Genomic DNA, 19,991 nt, shown 5'->3' on the forward strand with positions numbered 1-19,991 from the left:
CCTCCCGGAGTACATGGTGCCCGCGGCGTTCGTCACCCTCGACCGGCTGCCGCTGACGCCGAACGCCAAGATCGACCGGGCCGCGCTGCCCGCGCCGGACTTCGGGCCGGGCGCCGGGGGCCGCGCGCCCTGGTCGGTCCAGGAGGAACTGTTGTGCGGCCTGTTCGCCGGCGTTCTCGGGACGCCCGCGGTCGGCGTCGACGACGACTTCTTCGCCATGGGCGGCCATTCGCTGCTGGCCACCCGGCTCGTCAGCCGGATTCGTACGGTCTTCGGCGTCGAGCTGGAGGTGAAGAGCGTCTTCGACACGCCGACCGTCGCCGGTCTGGCCACGCTGCTGCCGGGTGCCGGGCACGCACGCGCTCCGCTGGCCGCGGCCCCGAGGCCCGAGGTGTTGCCGCTGTCGTTCGCCCAGCGTCGGCTGTGGTTCCTGCACCAGTGGCAGGGGGTCGAGCAGGCGTACAACAGCCCGTTCGCGCTGCGGCTGCGCGGCGAACTGGACGCGGACGCGCTGCGGGCCGCGCTGTGCGACGTCATCGGCCGGCACGAGGTCCTGCGGACGGTCTATCCGGAGACCGCCGGGGAACCCCGCCAGCTCATCCTCGACGCCCCGGACACACGGCCGGATCCGGTGGCCGAGCCCGTCGGCCACGGGCGGCTGGACGAACGGCTGGCCGCCGAGGCTCGCCGGTCCTTCGACCTCACCGTCGACCCCCCGCTGCACGTCCGGCTGTTCGCCCTCGGCGCGGACGACCACGTCCTGCTGGTGGTGCTCCACCACATCGCCGCCGACGGGTGGTCGCTGGGCCCGCTGGCGCGTGACCTGTCGATGGCGTACGCGGCACGCCGCAGGGGTGAGGCGCCGTGCTGGGAGCCGCTCGCGGCGCAGTACGCCGACTACGCCCTCTGGCAGCGCGCGCTGCTCGGCGACGAAGACGATCCGGACAGCCCGATCGCCCGCCAGCTCGCCTTCTGGCGAGACCGGCTCGCGGGCCTGCCCGACACGCTCGACCTGCCCGCGGACCGGCCGCGTCCCACGACGCCAGGCTTCGGCGCCGGGCAGGTCGGCTTCACGGTCGACCCCGTGCTCCACCGCCGGCTGACCGAACTCGCCCGTCAGCACCACGCGACGCTGTTCATGGTGCTGCAAGCCGCGTTCGCCGCGGTGCTGACGCGGTACGGCGCCGGCACCGACCTGCCGATGGGCAGCCCCATCGCCGGTCGCACCGACGACGCGCTCGACCCTCTCATCGGCTTCTTCGTCAACACTCTGGTCCTGCGCCTGGACACGTCGGGCACGCCGTCCTTCTCGGAGCTGGTCGAACGCGCTCGCCGTACCGACCTGGAGGCCTATGCCCACCAGGATGTGCCGTTCGAGCGCCTGGTCGAGGCCATCAACCCGAGACGGTCGGTCGCCAGGCATCCGTTGTTCCAGGTGATGTTCGCGCTGCAGAACGCGGACGGCGCACCGTTCGCGCTGCACGGGCTGGAGGTGGAGGACCAGCCGGTCGGGGTCGGGCTCGCCAAGTTCGACCTGTTCGTGAACCTGGTGGAGCGCACCGGCGGCACGGGCGGGCTCCGGGGATTCCTCCAGTACAGCACCGACCTGTTCGAGCACGAGACGGCCGAGCGGATCGCCGGCGCCTACCGGAGGTTCCTGTCCGCGGTGGCCGGTGACCCGGCCGTGCCGATCGACGAACCCGAGATCACCGAACCGGCGGAACCGCCGTCCGCGGGCGACGACGCCGTCCGCGAGGCGCGGGCGACCTTCCTGACCACGATCTTCGAGGAGCGCACCGCGCGTGCCCCGGACGCCGTGGCGCTGGTCGCCGGGGACGTACGCCTGTCGTTCGCCGAGCTCAACGCCCGCGCGAACCGGCTGGCCCGGCTACTACGGGAACGCGGCGCCCGCCCCGACCGGCCGGTCGCGCTCGCGCTGCCGCGGTCCGCCGACCTCATCGTCGCGACGATGGCGATCCTCAAGTCCGGCGCGGCGGTCCTCCCCATCGACCTGGACTATCCCGATGACCGCGTCGCCTCCATGGTCGCCGACGCGCGGCCCACCCTGATGATCAGCGTGGACGCCGCCGCGACGGCGGCGACGGACGTACCGGTGCTCGCCCTGGACCGGCCCGGCGTCCAGGAGGCACTGGCCCGGCGTTCCCCGGCGAACCTCGACCCGGCCGAGTGCGGGACCGGGTCGCCCCGGGACCTCGCCTACGTGATCTACACGTCCGGGTCGACGGGACGGCCGAAGGGGGTGGCGGTCGAGCACCGGTCGCTGACCGCCGTGTTCTTCAGTTACGAGCGGCGCCTGTTCTCTCCGGCGCGCGTCCGTACCGGCGGCCGGCCACTGCGCGTCGGGCACGTCGTGTCGGTCTCCTTCGACGGATCCTGGGACCCGTTCATGTGGATGGTCGACGGTAACGAGCTGCATCTGATCGACGAGCCGACCCGGCGCGACCCCGAGGCGGCCGTCGCCTACGTCGCCGGCACCGAGATCGAGGCGCTGCTCGCCACGCCGTCATTCGCCCGCCGGCTCGTGGCGTCCGCCCTGCTCTCCCCGGAGTCGCACCGCCCGGCCGTACTGACCCTCGGCGGCGAGCCGGTCGGGGAGTCGCTGTGGCGGCGTCTCGCGGAGTCCGGCGTCAAGGCGGTCAACGTGTACGGCCCGACCGAGGCGACGGTCATCTCGACCCTGGCGGTGGCGTCGGCCGGCACGACGGAGCACATCGGCGCACCTGTGGACGGCGTCCGGGTGTACGTGCTGGACGGCCGCCTGCGGCCGTCGCCGACCGGCGTTCCCGGAGAGCTCTACGTCGCGGGGATCGGGCTGGCCCGCGGTTATCTCGGCCGCCCAGGGCTGAGCGCGGAGCGTTTCGTCGCCGACCCGTTCGGCCCGCCCGGCTCCCGGATGTACCGCACCGGCGACCTCGTACGCGTGCGGCGCGACGGGACCCTGACATTCGCGGGACGGATCGACGACCAGGTCAAGGTCCGGGGATTCCGGATCGAGCTCGGTGAGATCGAGGCGGCGCTGGAGTCCCACCCCGGCGTCGCCTCGGCGGGCGCGGCCGTCCGGCGCGGCTCGTCCGGCGACGACCGGCTTGTCTGCCATGCGGTCGCGAAGCCGGACGAGCGCCTCGACGCCGCCGAGCTCCGGGGCCATCTCGCCCGCCGGCTGCCCTCGTACATGGTCCCGCCGATGGTCGGGCTGGCCGCCGCCCTTCCACTGACGCCCAACGGCAAGCTGGACCGGCGTGCGCTGGCCGAGCTGCCCACGCCCTTGCGGCCACCGGGCCGGAGCCCGCGCGACGCGCGCGAGACGGTGCTGTGCGAGCTGTTCGCCGACGTCCTCGAACTGCCGGACGTCGGGATCGACGACGACTTCTTCGGCCTGGGCGGGCACTCGCTCATGGCCGCCCGGCTGGTCAGCCGCGTACGGGCGGCCGTCGACGCGGACGTCACCATCCGTGACCTCTTCACGGCGCCGACCGTCTCCGGTCTCCGGGCCCGGCTCGACGAGGTACGAACCGGCAGTCCGTACGACGTCTTGTTGCCCGTACGGCCCGGTGACGACCGGCCGCCGCTGTTCTGCGTACACCCGGCGGGTGGTCTCGGCTGGTGTTACGCGCCGCTGGCGACGCGGCTGCCGCCAGGCCGTCCGGCGTACGCGTTGCAGGCGCGGGGGATCGAGCGGCCGGATCCACTGCCGGACTCGGTCGAGGAGATGGCCGCCGACTACACGGAGCGGATCCGCGCGGCGTGGCCCGGCGGGCCCTATCTCCTGCTCGGATGGTCGTTCGGGGGCCTGGTCGCGCATGCGGTCGCGACCCGTCTGCAGGAGCAGGGCGCGAAGGTGGCACTCCTGGCCATCCTCGACTCCTACCCCGCCGCGACGGCCGGCGGAGGGAGGCAGGACGAGGCGGCGCCCGTACCGGAGAGTCTCGCGCCGGACATTCTGGGCCGCGAGGGCGGTCCGTCCGAGGGCCTTCCACCCGAGGTCGCCGACCGGGTCGTCCGCGTCTACGACAACAACCGCCGGCTCGCGCGTGCCTTCCGCCCGGCCGTGTTCGACGGCGACGCGCTCTTCGTCAACGCCGCTCACGACCGTCCCTCGGACGTGGCGGAGCCCGGCGTGTGGACCTCGTACGTCTCCGGAGAGGTGTGGATCCACGATCTGGCCTGCGGTCACTACCGCCTGCTGAACTCCGGGCACGTCGACGAGATAGCGAACCTGCTCAACCGCCACCTGGGCTGAGGCCTCCGGAAAGGAACCCATGAGTCCCCACCGCATCGAGTACGTCGACCTGTACGTCCGTGACCGGGAGGACACCGTCCGGCAGCTCACGCGGCTCGGGTTCCGCGCGGTCGGTGAATCGCCCCGAGAGGCCGGTGACCGCCGGTCGACCGTCCTGCGCGGCGGGGAGGCACAACTCGTGGTCACCTCACCACTGCGGGACGGCCCGGTGAGCGAGTACCTGGACCGCCACGGTGACGGCGTCGCCGACATCGCCATGAGCTGCGCGGACCTGGAGGCGACGATGGCGAGGATCAGGAGGGCGGGAGTCCGCCCGCTGGTCTCCACGCGGGCCGCGCCCGACGGCACGGCGACCGCCGCCGTCCCCGGGTTCGGGCCGGTCCGGCACACGCTCCTCCAGCGCGACCCGGACGCACCCGTGGCACCTCCGCCCGGGACACGGCCGGTCGCCGGGACCGCGGCCGGGCCGGGCGCCGTCCGCGCCTGTGACCATGTCGCCGTGTGCCTGCCGACCGGCGCCCTGCGGCGGACGGTCGCGACGTATGAGGAGGCCTTCGGCCTGGAGCGCTACTCGGGGGAGTACATCGAGGTGGGCGCCCAGGCGATGGACTCCGTCGTCGTCCGCTCGCCGTCGGGCGGCGTCACCTTCACCCTGATCGAACCGGCCGCCGGTCACGAGCCGGGCCAGATCGACGGCTTCCTCGCCCGGAACGCGGGTCCCGGCGTACAGCACCTGGCCTTTCTCGTCGATGACCTGGTCCGGCAGGTACGGACGCTCCGCGCCGAGGGAGCGGAGTTCATTCCCACCCCCGACGCGTACTACCGGACGCTCACCGAACGCGTCGGCGACCTGGCCGAGACGGTCGAGGAGCTACGCGACGCCTGGGTGCTCGCCGATCGCGACGAGTGGGGATATCTGCTGCAGATCTTCATGCGTTCGCCGTTCCCCCGGTCGACGCTCTTCTACGAGCTGATCCAACGCCATGACGCGCGTGGGTTCGGCACCGACAACATCCGTGCGCTCTATGAGGCGGTGGCCCGTGACGGACGGATCCCGGCGGCGGGCTGACCGATGAGGCCGCTCACCGCCGCGAACTACGCGTCGCTCGCCCGAAGCCGCCTGGACCCCGCCGTATGGGACTTCATCGAGGGGGGAGCGGGCCAGGAACGGACCCTGCGCACCAACCGGGCCGCGTTCCGCGACGTGTGGCTGCGGACCCGGGTGCTGACCGGCGCCGGCCGGCCGGACACGTCCGTCGACCTGCTCGGCCTCCGGTGGCCGATCCCGGTCGGGGTGGCGCCCATGGCGTACCACACGCTCGTCCACGAGCACGGTGAGCCGGCGACGGCACGGGGCTGCGGGGAGTCCGGGGTGTGCCTCGTCGTCAGCGCCTTCTCCAGCCGGAACCTCGACGAGATCGCCGCCGCGGCCACGGGCCCGCTGTGGCTCCAGTCGTACTGCTTCCGCGACAGGGACGCGGTGACCGACCTCGCCGGTACGGCGGCGCGCGCCGGATACCAGGCCATCGTCCTGACCGTCGACACACCACGGATGGGACGCCGCCTACGTGATCTACGGAACGGCTTCCGGGTGCCACCGGGCATCCGTCCCGTCAACCTCGCCGCCTCGGTCGCCGCACCCGCCGGGGCCGCCGCCTTCGACGACCCGGCGCGGCACAGCGCCGCCGCCATGGACCCGGCCGCTGACTGGTCCTACGTGACGTGGCTGCTGGTGAACAGTCCGCTGCCCGTGCTCCTCAAGGGCATCCTCGCCGGGGAGGACGCGGCCCGGGCGGTGGACGCCGGAGCCGCCGGAGTGATCGTTTCCAACCACGGTGGCCGACAGCTCGACGGAGTGCCCGCCGGCCTGACCGTCCTGCCCGGTCGCCGACCTCATGGGCCTTCTCACGGAGGAGATCACCGAGGCCATGACGCTCACCGGGCGGCGGACCGTCGCCGACGTCGACCGGTCACCGGTACTGCCGCAGGCGTCCCGATGAGGTGTACGGCCCGTTCCGTGCCGGCGGACGGCGGGATCGATCCCCGGTCACCGCGCCCACTGGGCTTCCCTTCCGGCGACGCGGATGGCGTAGAGGCGGACGAGCTCGTGCATGGCGTACCGCTCCCGGCGGGTCTCGATCAACAGGTGCGCGGCGGCCAGGGCCTGCAGCGCCTGCCGGCTCCGCGCGCGGCTCACACCCGCCGCCGCCGCTGCCACGGCCGGATCCCACTCGGGTCCCGGATGGGAGCCGAGCAGCCGGAACATCTGGGCGGCGGCATCGGGAAGCAGGCGGTAGCTGAGGTCGAACGCGCTCAGCAACGCGGTGTCGTCGTCCTCGATGGACAGGCCCGGCAGGCGTCTGTCCTCATCGGTGAGTTCGTCCGCCAACTGGCGGATCGACCGGCCGGGCGCCTGTTTGAGACGAGAGGCGGCGATCCGCAGCGCGAGCGGGAGCCGTCCGCAGATCTGCACGAGCCGGCACAGCGCCTCGGGTTCCGCGTCCGAGCGTTCCGCGCCGAGGACGTCCCGGAGCACCCGGACCGCGACGTCGTGGTCGAGCGTGCCGAGCGCGAACTGATCGGCGCCGTCCCGCGCGACGAGGCCGTCCAGCCGGCAGCGACTGGTGACCACGACGCGGCAGGCCGGCGAACCGGGGAGCAGCGGCCGTACCTGGCGCGAAGAGCGGGCGTTGTCCAGCACGATGAGGACCCGCCGGCCGGCGAGAAGGGACCGGTACAGGGCGGCCTGTTCGTCGAGGTCCGCGGGGATGCGCTCGCGGGGGACGCCGAGCGCGCGCAGGAACCGCTGGAGCACCACCGAGGCGTCGAGAGCCGCACCCTCCGCGTGGCCGCGCAGATCGGCGAACAACTGGCCGTCGGGATGCCGGTCCTTGACCCGGTGTCCGAAGCGGACGGCGAGTGCGGTCTTGCCGACACCGGCCATGCCGGTCACCACCGAGATCAACAACTGCCCGCGGCCGCGGGCACTCAGGTGCGCGATCTCGGCCTCGCGCCCGCCGAACGGCACCACATCGGCCGGCAGCTGTGCCGGGGCATCGCTCGTCCGTCCTCCGGAGCGCTGGGGCGCCAGCCGTACGACGTCGGTCCCGGCGAGCCGCGGCGTGGCCCGCTCCGCCGTTCCGGTGAGGATCCCTTCGTGCAGCGTGTTCAGCTCGTCGCCGGGGCTGAGCCCGAGCTCCTCACGCAACAGCCGGGCCCCGCTACGGTACGCCTCCAGCGCGTCGGCCTGCCGGCCACCGCGGTACAGGGCGAGCATGAGCTGCCCGCGCAGCCGTTCCCGGAAGGGGAAACGCGCGGTCAGGGCCATGAGATCGGCGACAATGCCCTCGTGGTTGCCGAGCGCCAGCTCCGCCGAGAAGAGCTGCTCGGTCGCCTCCAGGCATCGTTCGGTCAGCCGCGGCACGTCCTCGTTGTGGAGCGACTCCGACGGGACATCCGCCAGAATCGGCCCTCGCCACAGCTCCACGGCCTCGCGCAGCGGCGGCAGTGTCTCGGCCGGCGCCGCCGTGTCCCGCGCCCGCCGCAGCAACGTGTCGAACGTCTGGACGTCGGTCCCGGCCGGCGTCGTGTCGATCAGATAGCCCTTCGGCCGCGTCTGTATCCGGGCCGCGGAGCCGAGCGTCTGGCGCAGCCGCCGGATGTGGACGTGCAGGGTGGTGTGCGCCCGTGCCGGAGGGGCGGCCTCCCACAGCCGGTCGATCAATGTGGAGATCGGGACCGTGTGGTCGGCCTCCAGGAGCAGGCACGCCAAGATGATGCGTTGTTTGGGTGCCTGGATCGGCACGACGTCTCCGTCGTGGACCACTTCGAGCGGCCCTAACACACGATAGTAAATTCTGTCTCTCCTGCGGGGCATGCGCGATCACATGTTGACCGCGTGAATTTATCGGGCGTTCGTGGCCGGCGGAACGGAATCCGCTTAACGGCGCCGGGAGCGAGGTGACGGACTTCCCGACAACGTGACCGATGACTGGCGACAGGAACGGATTAGACGGCGCCGCCATGGCCCGCGCATAAAGACTCCATGCGCATGAAAACTCGACAAGGCCCCATGAACGTCAGCCTTCCACAGGCCGCTGACTTATGGCTTACCGCACTGCCTTGCCGCAGGCCGCGGGCCTCAGGCGGGCGCCTGCCCGCCTGAGGCCCGCGATCAGGACCAGATCAGGATCTCGCCGGTCAGCGTGCAGCCCATGAAGAAGGACAGCGTGACCCTGCGGCCTCGCCCGGACGGCTCGGCGACTTGGTGAAAGTGCCGGCAGTCGAAGATGATCCCCTCACCGTCCCGGGCACGCAGGGTGACCGACGGTGCCGCCCGGACCGCCTCCTCCTCCCATCCATAACCGTGCCGATGCTCCTCATCGGAGGGAACCCACCGGTGACGCCAGACGGTCAGCTCGCCGCCCTGCTCGGAAGTGCGCAGGTAGCAGTTGAAGGCCAGCTGGACGATAGGTTCCTCGTCGAGCCGGCCGGCGTACTCCCGCGCCACCTCGTCATAGTGGATCAGCGAACCACTGGGGAACTCCCGCAAGATCCCGGCGAAGAGCTCGCGACCACCGAGCGTGGCCGGCCGGACCGGCACGGAGAACAGGTCGGCGAACCTTCGCCTGATGAGCTCGGTCGGGTCCAGGCCGCCGGTGGCGGTCCGCCACAGCTCCCGCGCGGACTCGGCCCGGTCCCAGTAATCCTGGGCCACGACCCCGTCGGTGTAGTGGTCATACAGTGCCGGGCCGAGCTTCAGGATCCGCGGCCAAAGACGGGCCTCGTCGTAGGCGTCGAATTCTGTCTTGCCCAACCGGTCGAGCAAAGACGCGCACCAAGCAGGATCGAGGAGTTCGGGAAAGCGCAGCGCCGCCATGGTCCCGGCCGCCAGACACTGAAACGCCCGCCGGGCATCCGCGGGATCTGGAGTCAGCACGTCGAATAGCGGATCGCCGATCGAGGTGACCGAATCGGTGTCTTCGTGCTCGCCGGTCTTCGGCATGAGACTCTCCTTCGGCTGTAAACAGTTAACGTGTTTTCAGTTTACCGAAGGAGTTTAGTGTCGCAATATTCGCCGGCAATTCGTCACGATGGTTCCGCGCTGTCGCGACCGCACGGGGCCGGTCTCGCCGGGCGATCCAGCGAGGGCCACCGGAGGTAGGCCCGGGTGCCGGCCTCTCGGCCCGGCCACCCGTCCCGGTTCAGGGCCGGCAGCCGGTCGTGGCGGTGCCGCCTCCGGTTGACGCTGTGACGGTCACCGAGATGAGGACGCAGCCCCGTGTCCGCGTGAGGATGTTGCCGAAGACGGCTTGGCCGTCGAAACGCGTCGTATAGGGGACTCCTCGCGTGCCCGTGCCGGGCCGCCTCGCCGCGATCGACACGGTCGCGTTCTTCAGGTACGCCATACCCGCGCTGGGGGTGAAACGGCCCCACACGGCCCGGCAACGAGGGGAGTACCGGAGTTCGGCCTCGCCGAGATAATGTTCGTCGGCCGTGTTGACCTCGACCCGGTCGATGGTGATGACCGCCGGGTCGTAGGAGCAGCGGGTCTTCTTCGGGTCCTTGTCGTCGGCGATCGGGTCGGTACCACCCATGAAGCGTCCCAGCGGTTCCGACGTCGCGCTCACCGGCTTCTCCGGCCGGCTCGGAAGCCGGGCACGTGGGTGGAGGAGCAGGAATACCGCGAGTACTGACAGTGCCACTCCTGCGGTCGCCGGTATGAGCAATCGACGTCTTGAGCGTGGCACGTCCGCGCTCTCGGCCGGCGGCTCCGGTGGCGTCGCGCCGTTCGGACCCGGTGGCACCGGCAGGCCGAGCTCGGCACGGGCCCGCTCCCAACGGCTCTGCCACTCGATGGAGCTCCCTCCGCAGACCAGCACGTAGGCGCGCGTCACGTCCCAGGTGGGGAGGCGATGACCGGCGGCGGCCGCGGAGAGGGTGGCCTTGGAGAAGTGAGCCGTCTTGGCCAGCTCTCGGTAGGGCGGATTTCCGGCCTCGGTTCGTAATCGGCGTAGTTCCGCGGCGAAGTGCTGTGCCGGGCCCTCGGATGAATCCACCGGTCGTTCTGGTCGGGGCATGGCGTCCCTCCGAGTCGGGCTGAGCACCTATTGTGCGACGACGCGACGGGGAAGAGGAGCGGCGTTCGCCACAGAGTCGATTCGGTCATACCGGTCGCCTTTTGCGGCCCCATTGTGCGGCCATTAAGGAGGGCCGCCGGGAAGGCCCGGACACAGCCGCGCCCCCGCGCCGGCTTTCATGTCCGGGCCGTTCCCGCCGGCTCAGCGGCAGAGCCAGGAGTAGGGGTTCCAGTAGTCGGTGTAGTAGGCGCTCGAAGAACTCCCGTACTTGGCGCGGCACGCGCTGGTGACGTTGATCGAAAGATCGTAGAGGCCGTTGGCGCACCTCCAGCCGTAGACGTCGTTGTAGCGGAGGACCACCCAGCTTCCCGGTGACTGGATGTCGCAGCCGTACCTCTGCAGGTCGATCCCGCCACCCGCGAACGCGGGACCGGCCAGCGCGGCGGTGCCGCCCGCCATCGCCGTCATCAGTGTCAGGACGGCGAGTACGTGTCTCGCCTTACCGGAGATTCGTGATCGCATGAGTCTCTCCCCTCGGGTCGGTACCTCCTGGTGTAGTCGTCGCGAAGGTTGGCCGACACGGCGTCCAGAGCCGGACAACAATGCCGGACAACGCCTTCGCCGGGGCAGGCCACTGCGGCATGAAGGCGCTCAAGAAGAATGGAGACTTCCGCCGCGCACGCTTTTGTGATCACTTGGGAAGTGAGCGGCTCGATCCCCGGCGGGCCGCCCTGACCCACACGGTCCCCAGCACCCGGCCGGGCCACTACGGTCGCCGGCCGCGCGCTCCACAGTGCGGAACCTTCGCTGATTTCTTCCAGCCGGATCGCGTGCGGGTACGGACGTTGCCTGTCGTCCACACTCGGCCACCCTCTGCCTCGCGGCGTGATTCATTAGTAGAACTGTCTCCAGAGTCTCGCCGTCCCCGAACGAAATGCCGGAAAGGTCCGCGATGACTGTTTTAGGGGCCGTTTCGCTGGTGAACTCCGCACGAGCTCGGAGTCGGCGCGCCGAACGCCTTCACGACGTGGTCGCAGCCACCCGAAGTCATTTCCCGGTGACGCGGTGACCGCCACGACTCGGCCGCGTGTACGCCGGTGGCGCTGGGTCTTGGCGGTGGTCTGCGTCGTGGTGGTGGCGATCGGCGCGGCCGGGGTGGTCGTATGGCGCTCGATTCCGGACTACCGCATCGCGTTCGTGGTCGACACCTCGGCGGCCGGGGCGTCGTCGGCGGTGGCGGGCGCGGTCGGCGCGGCCGTGCAGAACACCGGTGACGGTGACGCGCTGTCCCTGCGCCGCTTCGGAGGACGGTGCGGCGACTCGCACAACACGGCGCAGGTCGTGGGGGCGGGGGCCGGTCATGCCGCGCGGATCAGCCGTTCGGCCCGTGGGCTGGCGACGGGTGGTTCGGCCACCCTGGAAAGCGGGGTGCTCGCCGCGATCAACGATTTCTCGGGCCACTATCCGTTCCGTGGCAGGAAGGTCAACCGCATCATCGTGGTCACCGGCCGCGGTACCGACGCCTGCAATCGCGACCAGGCGGGGGTCAAGAAGGCCCTGCAGGCGAAGGTGAAGGCCGCCGGGCTCCGGCTGGACTTCCGGTTCGTCGGCTATCTGACTCCCACCGGCGAGCAGGCGAACCTCACCCAGCTCGCCTCCGCGGTCAACGCGTCAGCACCGGAGTTCGCCCGCACACCGGCCGACCTGGCCGCGACGCTGAAGCGTCTCGTCATCCCGAAGCCGGTCGGAGCGGTGCCGGTGAAAATACCCATCGGCTCCTTCGCCGGCACCTGGACCGTGCACGGGTCACAACTGGTCATCCGCCCTGACGGCACCGGAGACCTCACGTGGAATGGCGGGCCCTGCCAGGACCCGAACGCCGTCGAAGACGTGTCGTTGTGCGAGGGCCACAGCCATGTGACCTTCACGCCGACCGGCGACGGCCGGCTCATGGGCACCTACGGTGCGGTCTCGTTCACCGCGAATGACACGGGTAAGCCGAAGCCTCCGCCACCGGGCGAATGGCCGTCGGGCGGGCAGACCTTCTACCTGCGCCACTACGAGAAAGACCACAATCTACTGGTCTCCTCCAACGGCACGGGCACGCGCCCAGGAAACCCGTATTTCTGCGATCAGTACGCGGAGAACCACAACGACTCCACCTACCAACTCTGCGGGGCATGAACACGAATGGACTTCGCAGTCACCGCCGGACAACGTTCGCTCCGCGAACGGCTCCGGCGCTTCTTCGAGGACGTGGCCCCCACCGCGGTCGTCGCCGAGATCGACCGGACCGAGTCCTTTCCCGAGGAGATCTACGCGCGGATGGCGGGGTTCGGGCTGACGCGCCTGGGCCTGCCCGAGGAGTACGGCGGAGTGCCGTCCGACGAGATCACCATGTGCGTCGCGGTCGAGGAGGTGGCGCGCGCGGGCGCGTCGTTCGCGTACGCCTGGATGCCGACCGTGACGTTCTGCGCCCGGGGCATCGCCAAGTACGGGACCCCGGACCAGAAACGGCGGTTCCTGCCCGCGATCTGCGCGGGCGAGAGCCGCATGGCGATGGGGCTCTCCGAACCCGCCACGGGCTCGGACCTGAGCGGTCTCGAGACGGTGGCGCGGCGGGACGGGGACGAATACGTCATCGACGGCCACAAGACCTTCACTACGGGGGCGGACACCGCCGAACACATCCTCACCCTGGTCCGGACCGGCGGCGGCCTGACGGCGATCGTCGTCCCGCGCACGGCTCCCGGTGTCTCGGTGAGCACCCGTCCCAAGCTGTCGGGCCAGGGCACGCACGCCTGTGACGTGCGCTTCTCCGACGTCCACGTGCCCGCAGGGAACGTCATCGGCGAGGCCGGCGACGGGTTCCGGCTCATCCTGAGCCTGCTCGACCGGGAACGCGTCTACGTCGGCGCGGTGTGCACCGGCATCGCGCAGGGAGCGTTCGACCTGGCCAACGGTTACGCACGGGAGCGCGTGCAGTTCGGGAAGCCCATCGCCGAACACCAGGCCGTCGCCCACCTGCTCGCGAACATGGCCATGGACGTGCGAACGGCGCGCCTCACCACCTGGGAGGCCGCCTGGCGGCTCGACGAGGACCTGCCGTGTTCCGCGGAGGTCTCGATGACCAAGGTGATCGCCTCCGAGGCGGCCACCCGCTGCGTCTCCAACGGCATGCAGGTGCTCGGCGGATACTCCTACATGGTCGAGTACGGGATGGAGCGCTACTGGCGTGAGGTCAAACTGAACGAGATCGCCGGCGGCACGAACCAGATCCAGCGCGACATCATCGCCCGCCACCTCGTACGGACGGTCGAGACGGCTCTCAGCCCGTGATCGACGCGCGATACTCGGCGAAGCGCCGCCGGAACTCGGCCGAGTGCAGGGCGATGCCCTGCGCGTGGGGCTCCTCGACGAGGACCTGGGTCGCCAGATCGGCGTCGAGGCTCCGGTAGAGCGTCCGGCGGATGGCCGACGAGGTCACGGGAGGCCGCGCCGCGAGGTCACGGGCGTACTCCAGGGCGTCCTCGAGCGGGGAGTCGGTGACCCGCCAGACGATGCCCAGCTCCTTCGCCTCGGCGGCGGGGACGCGTCGCCCGGTCAGCATGATGTCGAGCGCGTTCTGCGTCCCCACGAGACGCGGCAGGAAGTAGGAGACCCCGTAGTCGGAGACCAGGCCCATCTCGACGAAGGGGGCCTTGAAGAAGGCGCCGGAGCCGGCGAACCTGAAGTCACAGGCCAGCGCCAGTCCGAAACCGGCTCCCACGGCCGGTCCGTTGACCGCGGCGATCGACGTCGCCCTCATGGTCCGGATGGCCACCGGCACGGCGCCGGTCATCCGTACGTTCTCCTCCGAGGCGGCGGGGTCGGGCAGGAGGAAGCCCGAGCACTCCTCCAGATCTCCGCCGGCGCAGAACGCCCGGCCCGCACCGGTGAAGACGACCACCGTGACGGCCGGGTCGGCGTCGAGCTCCGCGATGACGCGGGGCAACGTCTCCTGGACCATCTCGTCGTCGAGAGCGTTGAGCCGTTCCGGCCGGTTGAGACACACGATCGCGACCCCGTCCTGGGGCCGCTCCACCTGGACCTTGGTCATGTGCCTCTCCCACGCAGCTGGCGCTTGAGTATCTTGCCGAGCGAGTTGCGAGGGAAGTCGCGGACGAACCGGACCGCCTCGAGCCTCTGCGAGGCGGCGAGCCGCTCGTTCACGGTGTCGAGCAGTTCTTCGGCGGCCGCCCGCGCTCCCTCGTGGAGACGGACGTACGCGACGGGGACCTCGCCGTACCGTGGGTGCGGCGCGCCGGCCACGGCGCACTCGGCGACGCGGCCGTCCGCCGCCAGCAGGAACTCGATCTCCCGGGGATAGACGTTCATCCCGCCGCGGATGATGATGTCCTTCTTACGGTCCACCAGGTAGAGGAACCCCTCGTCGTCCAGGTAGCCGATGTCGCCGGTGTGGAACCGCCCGTTTCGGAGTGCCTCGGCGGTCTCCTCCGGCATCTCCCAGTAGCGGGCCAGCGTGGTGTACCGGCCCTGGAAGGGACCATCCCGGACGGCGGACGTGCAGATCTCGCCGATGGCGCCGGAGGGCAGCTCGCGGCCGTCCGCGTCCTCGACGACGATCCTGATGTGCGGGAGCGCCCGGCCGACGGAACCCGCTCTGCGCTCGCCGGTCATCGGGTCGCCGGTCACGACACCGGGCGCCTCCGTCATGCCGTACAGCTGGACGAGGCGTAATCCGAACCGCCCTTCGAGGGCGTCACGGATGCTCTCGGGCAGCGGGGCCCCGCCGGAGGTGACCACCCGCAGAGAGGACAGGTCGAAGTCGGTGCCGTGCTCGTTCACCAGCTCGCGAAGGTCGTAGAAGAACAGGGGCACGGCCGCGACGATGGTCGTGCCGTCCTTCTCGATCGCCCGTACGACGTCGAGCGCGTCGTAGCGGGGAACGACGCGGCACGACGCGCCGAGGGACAGGGCCAGCGCCGGACCGGCCAGGAAGATCGAGAAGAGGAACAGCGGGAGCAGCGAGAGGATCTCATCCTCTGAGGTGGCGGAGTAGTGCGCCCCGACCATCTCCATCTGCGTCAGTATCGCTCCGTGGGTGTGCGCGGCGCCCTTCGCCAGGCCGGTCGTGCCCGAGGTGTAGGCGATGCACGCGATGTCGTACGGACCCAGCCGCACCGCGGGAACGGGTTCCGCGGCGCCGCCTCCGGCCCGAACGAGCCGGATGCCGCCGGTGTCCCGCCCGATGGAGGAGGCCACGGCCCACCGGGCGGAGTCGCCGTCGACGACGATCACCCCGGCCCCGGCGACGGCGACCTGCCTCTCCAGGTCCTCCCTGGCCAGCTGGGGGTTGAGGAAGACGGCCACCGCGCCGAGCTTCCAGATGCCGTAGATCGCGGCGACGAACTCCGCGTTGCTGCCGGCCAGGACACCGACCCGGTCGCCCGTGACGACTCCCGCGGCGGCGAGACGGGAGGCGACGCCGCTGGACCACAGGTTCAGGCCGGCGTAGCTCACCTCGTCATCCGCGACGCGGAGCGCGGTCTTCGCCGGATCGGCGTCCGCCCAACGATCGAGGAGATGTGCGATGTTCACCGCGAGGCGCTCCCGTCGGTCGGGGGATGTCCGCGAGAGTGAGAATAGACCCCACGCGGCCGATCACCGGTCCCACGTGGAGGTACCTTCGGTCGAGTTCGGTATCAATCGATGCGGAAGAGGTACGCTGCGAGAGTGAAGACCGAACGGCGCCGCCCTACCGGCCGGCCGCGGGGATTCGACGTCGACGAGGCGCTCGAGCGGGCCCTGCTGGTCTTCTGGGAGCAGGGGTACGAGGGGGCCAGCCTGGCCAACCTGACCGACGCGATGGGCATCTCGACCACCAGCATGTACGCGGCCTTCGGCAACAAGGAGGAGCTGTTCCGCAAGGCCCTGGAGCGCTACACCGAAGGCCCGAGCGCGTATGTGGCCTGGGCCCTGGAAGAGCCCACCGCCCTCGGCGTCGCCACGGCGATCGTGGCCGGCGCCATCCGGACCACCACCCGGCCCGCGGGGCCCCACGGGTGCCTGGGGGTCCAAGGTGCGCTGGCGACCGGTGACTCCAGCCGTGGAGCCCGCGACCTCCTCGTCGCCTGGCGCGACGACGGCTACGCCCGAATAAGGGAACGGTTCCAGCGAGCCGCCGACGACGGCGACCTGCCCCCTGAGGCCGACCCGGCACTCCTCGCCCGCTACGTCACCGCCTTGACGTACGGCATCGCCGTGCAGGCCGCCAGTGGTGTCGGCCGCGACGAACTCCAGGAGATGGCCGACGCCGCCCTGAGGAACTGGCCGCTTTCCTGACATCCACGTCGTCCCGCTGATTCCCCGGCTCGGCCGCGGCGGCACCACGTTCTGAAGTGATCGATGCGGAACATGTTACAGTCGACTTCTGTATCGATCGATACAGAAACTGGCGAGGTCCGGATCGGCTGACCCTCCGGGAGCCGCGTCGGAGACAACGGCCCACCCGGGCCACACGAGAGGAGACCCATGACCGTCACACTGATCACCGGGGCCAACAAGGGCATCGGTTTCGAGACGGCCAGACAACTTCTGGAGCTGGGGCACGTCGTCTACGTCGGCGCGCGCGACGTCGAGCGGGGCGAGAAGGCCGCGGCGGCGCTCGGCGCGCGATTCGTGCAGCTCGACGTGACCGACGACGCCTCGGTGAACGGCGCGCTGGCGGCGATCGGTTCGGCCGAGGGGCGGCTCGACGTGCTGGTGCACAACGCCGGCGTCCTCGGGAACGACGGCGTCGACGGTCCCGCGGCCCTGCGGGTCTTCGACACCAACGCGGTGGGGATCGTGCGCGTCACCGAGGCGGCGCTCGCCCTGCTGCGCAGGTCCTCCAACCCCACCGTGGTCACCGTTTCGAGCAGCGCCGGGTCGTTCTGGGCGGTGAACAACCCCGACCGGCCGGAGTTCCAGCTGCCACTCTCGCTCTACTCCGCGTCCAAGGCGGCGGCCACCATGCTGACGGTCCAGTACGCCAAGTCCCAGCCGGGCATCAAGTTCAACGCGGTCGAGCCCGGCACCACGGCCACCGACATGACCGCGGCCTTCGGGATCGGACGGTCCCCGGAAGAGAGTGCCAGGACCGTCGTACGTCTGGCGACTCTCGACGTGGACGGCCCGACCGGGACCTTCCAGGACGAGACCGGGGTGTTGCCCTGGTAGGCCGGGTTTCACCGGCGATGGCGGGGCATCACATGTGCCTCCCGCCGGTGACCTCCAGCACGGTGCCGGTGACGTAGCTGGACAGGTCGGAGGCCAGGAAGCAGGCCACGGCCGCCACCTCGGCCGGCTCGCCGAATCGGCCCATCGGGATCTCGGTGAGTCTCTGCCGCCAGATCTCGTCGCGCATGGACTCGGTCATCGGGGTCCTGATGAGGCCGGGCTGGATCGCGTTGACCCGCACACCCGCGTGCGCGACCTCCTTGGCGGCGGCCTTGGTCAGGCCGATGATCCCGGCCTTCGCCGCGCTGTAGTTCGTCTGCCCGATGTTGCCCACCTTCCCGGAGATGGACGACATGTTCACGATCGAGCCCCCGCCGTGCTCGCGCATGTGCGCCGCCGCCGCGCGCGTGCCCAGCCAGGTTCCCTGCAGGTGGGTCTCGACGACGAGGCGAAAGTCGTCCAGCGACAGCTTTCGCATGGTCGCGTCGCGGAGGACACCGGCGTTGTTGACCATGACGTCGAACCGCCCGAAAGCCGAGAGGGCGGTGGGAACGAGCGCCGCCACGTCCGATTCGACGGTTACGTCACACCGTACGGCGACCGCCGCACGCCCGATCTCGTCGGCGGTGTCGCGGGCGGTCGCCACGTCCATGTCGGCCAGGACCACCCGCGCTCCCTCGGCCACCATCCGCTCGGCGACCGCTCGGCCGAGTCCGCGGGCCGCTCCCGTGATGACGGCGACTCTCTGGTCCAGCAGGTTCACATGATCTCCTCACCTGGCTGTTCACTATTATGAACATATATCAGTATATCGAACAGCGTGATGAGCCCTCTGATTGACACGCGAAAAACCGCCCGGCTACTCTGACGTAGTTCATAATGGCGAAACTAGTTCAATATTATGAACTATCGCATGACTGCCGCCTCCCGGTGGCACAGAGGGAGCGGCTTTGATTCTTCTCGCATACCGCGATCGCAACGTGCACGAGCTGCTGTGCCACGAGGTCGCCCTGCGCGCGGGCTACTACGACCAGTTCGGTGTGGAGGTCGGGGCGGTTCCGGCGTCGGAGCACCCGGAGGCGCCACTCTCGGCGGGGCTCGGCGGATCACTGGTCGAGTCGGTACGGGGACGACGGCGGTGGAGGGCGGTGCTGGTCCATACGGTCCACCCGCTGTTCTGGATCTGGCAGCGGGAAGCGGATCCGGCCCCGGCCGTCCTGGCCGGGCATCCCGAAGGCTCGATCGTCCTGGCGTTCACCGAGCGGCTGCTGAACGGCCGTGGCACCGCGCCCTCGATTCTGCACTTCCCCGCCGGAGACGACGGCGACGCCGACCGGCTGGAGGCGTTGAGATCCGGAGCGGTCGACGCCGCGGTGCTGGGCTCCAACTTCGCGCCCAGCACCCTCTCCCGGCTCGGGCTGACGGAATCGCTGTTCTTCGGCGACGCTCTGAGGTTCCCGACCGCCGGCGTCGCCGTCGACCTGGACCTGATCTCCGTCGACGATCCCTCCGTGCGGGCGGTCGTCGCCGCACAGCGGGCGGCGCTGCGGAAGGTGCGGGCGAGGGACCCGCTGGCCGTGGAAGCGGTCGCGTCCTTTCTCCACCGACGCGACGAACACGATGCGCCGCGGCTGCTGGAGGACTACCTCGCACCGCAGTACGGCCCGGACCTCACCGACGTCCGGGCCGCCGGGGCGGAGGCGCTCGCATGGCTGACCGAGGAGCTGCGACCGGCAGGCGCCGTCGCGGCCGGCTTTTATGAGGAGGTCCGATGACCACGGCTCGGCGAGAACAACTGGTCGTCCACGCCCGGCACGCGACCCGGGGCGTCCACATCGCCGCGCGCGGGCACGAGCTGACGGTCGACGAGGCCGCCCGGTACGGCGGGCATGACACCGGTGCGAATCCCGTCGAGCACCTGCTGGCCGGGCTCGCGTCCGCCTCGCTCGTCGTCCTCCGGCTCGTCGGCGAGGACGCGGTGGCGGAGCACGCGACGCTCCGGGTGTCGGCCTCCCTGAATGTCGATCGCGTCATGGGGGCCGACGACGGAGCGGCGTTCGAATCGGTCCGCCTGGAGTGGGAGGTGCCGAGCGAGGAGCACGCCGAGCGGTTGCGGGAGGCCCTTCCCCTGCTCGCCGCCCGTCGGCCGGGACAGGCACTGGTCGACGCGGCCGCCGCGTCCTCCGAGGTGGTCTCCGTCCGCCCATGAGCCCGGCCGTCGGGGGGGGCGCCCCCCCCCCCCCCCGCCCCCCCGCGCCCCCCCCCCCGCCCCCGCCGGGGGGGACCGACGCGCACCCGGCCGGGGCGGGGGGGGCGCGCCGCGACCCACACCGCCGCCCGCCCGCGCTGGGCCCGAACCACGCCCGTCCGGGGGTGGCGCGGGCGGGGCGCGCCCCCCGCGGGCGGGGCGCGAGCGAGGGTCTCGGCGC

General features: G+C 70.9%; 15 protein-coding genes and 1 pseudogene (1 of these 16 cut by a window edge). 9 read left to right on the plus strand and 7 right to left on the minus strand.

All coding sequences use genetic code 11. The features are described from left to right. The 3 genes and pseudogenes from QWU11_RS36655 to QWU11_RS47525 all read left to right on the plus strand — a co-directional run. A protein-coding gene (locus QWU11_RS36655) for a non-ribosomal peptide synthetase (RefSeq protein WP_290119112.1) crosses the window boundary here: on the plus strand, positions 1-4,261 show its final stretch. It extends 7,313 nt beyond the left edge of the window; only the last 4,261 of its 11,574 coding nucleotides appear in the window; its start codon lies beyond the left edge, outside the window; the stop codon is at positions 4,259-4,261. Positions 4,262-4,280: 19 nt separating this feature from the next. Beyond that, positions 4,281-5,330, plus strand: coding sequence for a 4-hydroxyphenylpyruvate dioxygenase (hppD, locus tag QWU11_RS36660; protein WP_290119113.1), 1,050 nt, complete (start codon positions 4,281-4,283; stop codon positions 5,328-5,330). Between the two features lie 3 nt (positions 5,331-5,333). Continuing rightward, positions 5,334-6,086: pseudogene (locus tag QWU11_RS47525) on the plus strand (alpha-hydroxy acid oxidase); the annotation flags it as partial. Positions 6,087-6,308: 222 nt separating this feature from the next. Here QWU11_RS47525 and QWU11_RS36670 read toward each other — a convergent pair. From QWU11_RS36670 to QWU11_RS36685, 4 genes are all read right to left on the minus strand, one after another. Then, on the minus strand, positions 6,309-8,066 hold the full coding sequence (locus QWU11_RS36670; protein WP_290119115.1) for a transcriptional regulator: 1,758 nt from the start codon (positions 8,064-8,066) through the stop codon (positions 6,309-6,311). Positions 8,067-8,435: 369 nt separating this feature from the next. Next, positions 8,436-9,266: a 2OG-Fe(II) oxygenase gene (locus QWU11_RS36675; protein ID WP_290119116.1), complete on the minus strand. Its 831-nt coding sequence runs from the start codon at positions 9,264-9,266 to the stop codon at positions 8,436-8,438. A gap of 199 nt (positions 9,267-9,465) precedes the next feature. After that, positions 9,466-10,320 (minus strand): DUF2690 domain-containing protein, encoded by an 855-nt coding sequence (locus QWU11_RS36680; protein WP_290119117.1) that lies wholly within the window; start codon positions 10,318-10,320, stop codon positions 9,466-9,468. 222 nt (positions 10,321-10,542) lie between these two features. After that, positions 10,543-10,863, minus strand: a complete 321-nt coding sequence (locus QWU11_RS36685; RefSeq protein WP_290119118.1) for a hypothetical protein — start codon at positions 10,861-10,863, stop codon at positions 10,543-10,545. Positions 10,864-11,406: 543 nt separating this feature from the next. Here QWU11_RS36685 and QWU11_RS36690 point away from each other — a divergent pair. Further along, entirely contained in the window at positions 11,407-12,525 is a 1,119-nt protein-coding gene (locus tag QWU11_RS36690; protein ID WP_290119119.1) for a hypothetical protein, read from the plus strand. Positions 12,526-12,531: 6 nt separating this feature from the next. Next, positions 12,532-13,680, plus strand: a complete 1,149-nt coding sequence (locus tag QWU11_RS36695; RefSeq protein WP_290119120.1) for an acyl-CoA dehydrogenase family protein — start codon at positions 12,532-12,534, stop codon at positions 13,678-13,680. On the opposite strand, the gene QWU11_RS36700 is transcribed toward QWU11_RS36695, so the two are convergent. Together QWU11_RS36700 and QWU11_RS36705 are read right to left on the minus strand one after the other, a co-directional pair. Then, positions 13,670-14,440 carry an enoyl-CoA hydratase/isomerase family protein gene (locus QWU11_RS36700; protein ID WP_290119121.1) on the minus strand — a complete coding sequence of 257 codons (771 nt, stop codon included), beginning with the start codon at positions 14,438-14,440 and terminating at the stop codon, positions 13,670-13,672. The genes QWU11_RS36695 and QWU11_RS36700 overlap by 11 nt on opposite strands. Continuing rightward, positions 14,437-15,942 (minus strand): AMP-binding protein, encoded by a 1,506-nt coding sequence (locus QWU11_RS36705; protein ID WP_290119122.1) that lies wholly within the window; start codon positions 15,940-15,942, stop codon positions 14,437-14,439. Before QWU11_RS36705 ends, QWU11_RS36700 begins: the two co-directional genes overlap by 4 nt. Before the next feature lie 135 nt (positions 15,943-16,077). Here QWU11_RS36705 and QWU11_RS36710 point away from each other — a divergent pair, with 135 nt between their 5' ends. Together QWU11_RS36710 and QWU11_RS36715 are read left to right on the plus strand one after the other, a co-directional pair. Next, positions 16,078-16,686 carry a TetR/AcrR family transcriptional regulator gene (locus QWU11_RS36710; RefSeq protein WP_290119123.1) on the plus strand — a complete coding sequence of 203 codons (609 nt, stop codon included), beginning with the start codon at positions 16,078-16,080 and terminating at the stop codon, positions 16,684-16,686. 189 nt (positions 16,687-16,875) lie between these two features. Continuing rightward, a complete protein-coding gene (locus QWU11_RS36715) occupies positions 16,876-17,562 on the plus strand; it encodes an SDR family NAD(P)-dependent oxidoreductase (protein WP_290119124.1) in 687 nt (228 codons plus the stop codon). A 28-nt stretch (positions 17,563-17,590) separates the two neighbouring features. On the opposite strand, the gene fabG is transcribed toward QWU11_RS36715, so the two are convergent. Further along, complete coding sequence (gene fabG / locus QWU11_RS36720) at positions 17,591-18,325, minus strand: 3-oxoacyl-ACP reductase FabG (RefSeq protein WP_290119125.1); 735 nt, start codon at positions 18,323-18,325, stop codon at positions 17,591-17,593. Between the two features lie 187 nt (positions 18,326-18,512). On the opposite strand from fabG, the gene QWU11_RS36725 reads away from it, so the two are divergent. Both QWU11_RS36725 and QWU11_RS36730 read left to right on the plus strand, forming a co-directional pair. Next, positions 18,513-19,337 carry a hypothetical protein gene (locus QWU11_RS36725; protein ID WP_290119126.1) on the plus strand — a complete coding sequence of 275 codons (825 nt, stop codon included), beginning with the start codon at positions 18,513-18,515 and terminating at the stop codon, positions 19,335-19,337. Further along, positions 19,334-19,771, plus strand: coding sequence for an OsmC family protein (locus QWU11_RS36730; RefSeq protein WP_290119127.1), 438 nt, complete (start codon positions 19,334-19,336; stop codon positions 19,769-19,771). The genes QWU11_RS36725 and QWU11_RS36730 overlap by 4 nt, the downstream gene beginning before the upstream one ends. Positions 19,772-19,991: the final 220 nt, after the last annotated feature.

The organism is Actinomadura sp. DC4 (genome assembly GCF_030406325.1).
GTDB lineage: Bacteria > Actinomycetota > Actinomycetes > Streptosporangiales > Streptosporangiaceae > Actinoallomurus.

What these genes read in the sequence shown, in the direction of transcription:
- QWU11_RS36715 (WP_290119124.1), top strand. Translation starts at nt 16,876, where the DNA reads ATGACCGTCACACTGATCACCGGGGCCAACAAGGGCATCGGTTTCGAG.
- hppD (WP_290119113.1), top strand. Translation starts at nt 4,281, where the DNA reads ATGAGTCCCCACCGCATCGAGTACGTCGACCTGTACGTCCGTGACCGG.
- QWU11_RS36700 (WP_290119121.1), bottom strand. Translation starts at nt 14,440, where the DNA reads ATGACCAAGGTCCAGGTGGAGCGGCCCCAGGACGGGGTCGCGATCGTG.
- QWU11_RS36685 (WP_290119118.1), bottom strand. Translation starts at nt 10,863, where the DNA reads ATGCGATCACGAATCTCCGGTAAGGCGAGACACGTACTCGCCGTCCTG.
- QWU11_RS36695 (WP_290119120.1), top strand. Translation starts at nt 12,532, where the DNA reads ATGGACTTCGCAGTCACCGCCGGACAACGTTCGCTCCGCGAACGGCTC.
- QWU11_RS36675 (WP_290119116.1), bottom strand. Translation starts at nt 9,266, where the DNA reads ATGCCGAAGACCGGCGAGCACGAAGACACCGATTCGGTCACCTCGATC.
- QWU11_RS36730 (WP_290119127.1), top strand. Translation starts at nt 19,334, where the DNA reads ATGACCACGGCTCGGCGAGAACAACTGGTCGTCCACGCCCGGCACGCG.